At 67.7% G+C, this 861-nt stretch carries 1 pseudogene; it reads left to right on the top strand.

What is annotated here, in order from left to right:
• Positions 1–524 precede the first annotated feature (524 nt).
• A pseudogene (locus A9X05_RS01375) lies at positions 525–861 on the top strand (PPE domain-containing protein); the annotation flags it as partial.

Here is an 861-nt window from a genome sequence, read left to right as displayed (position 1 = left end):
TTGATCTCCGGCGGTAACGCCCCGAAGTCAAACACCTACGAACCCCCCGGCTCGAACCATGTGTTTCCCTCGCGAGTGTTTTAGATAGCTGGCTTCAAGCGATGCGCTTGCTTGCGAAGGCTAGAGCGCCGCCCCGTCTTCTCGCTGCCCGTGACTCGACGGTCCGGGTGGGAGGCGCCCCGTTCCAGCGGGTCAGCGGACAGCGCAACGGCCGGGCCGGCGGCCGCCCGCGTTCGCCGTGTGCACGCCTACCTGCGGGAACGGGTGCCGGGCGGATCACGGCCGATAAGCGATCCCGCGCAGCCGGGGCGGATCGACGTGGGCGCTGGACAAAAAATCCGGTCGCAATAAAGGCCGCGGCGATGTCGGCCCGGACAGGGGCCGGCCGGGGGCGTGGGCAAGGCCTCCGCCGCGAGTCGGTTCTTGGGCGCAAACGCGAAACACGCTTTAGCGCAGCACTTTTCGCGCGCTAAAGCGTGTTCCTACGCTGCCGACCCGGAGGTTATCCGGCGAAGGGTGGGCGGGCCATGACGGTGCCGCCGCCGGTGATTGCGGCTAATCGGGTGTTGTTGGCGACGTTGGTCGCGACGAATTTCTTCGGGCAGAACACGCCGGCGATCATGGCGACCGAGGCGCAGTACATGGAGATGTGGGCCCAGGATGCGGCGGCGATGTATGGCTATGCGGCGGCTTCGGCCACGGCCTCGCAGTTGGCGCCCTTTGATGCCCCGCCGAACACCACGACTCCTGATGGGGTGGCCGAGCAGGCGTTGGCGGTGACCCAGGCCGCTCAGCAGCCCGCGGGCAACACCGCCCAGACGGTGGCCTCGCAGTTGGCGAGCACGCAATTGGTCACCACCG

The sequence above is a fragment of the Mycobacterium sp. E3298 genome (genome assembly GCF_001666895.1).
Taxonomy (GTDB): Bacteria; Actinomycetota; Actinomycetes; order Mycobacteriales; family Mycobacteriaceae; genus Mycobacterium.
Note: the sequence above shows the minus strand (reverse complement) of the source record. Positions and strands in the feature narration are given on the sequence as shown.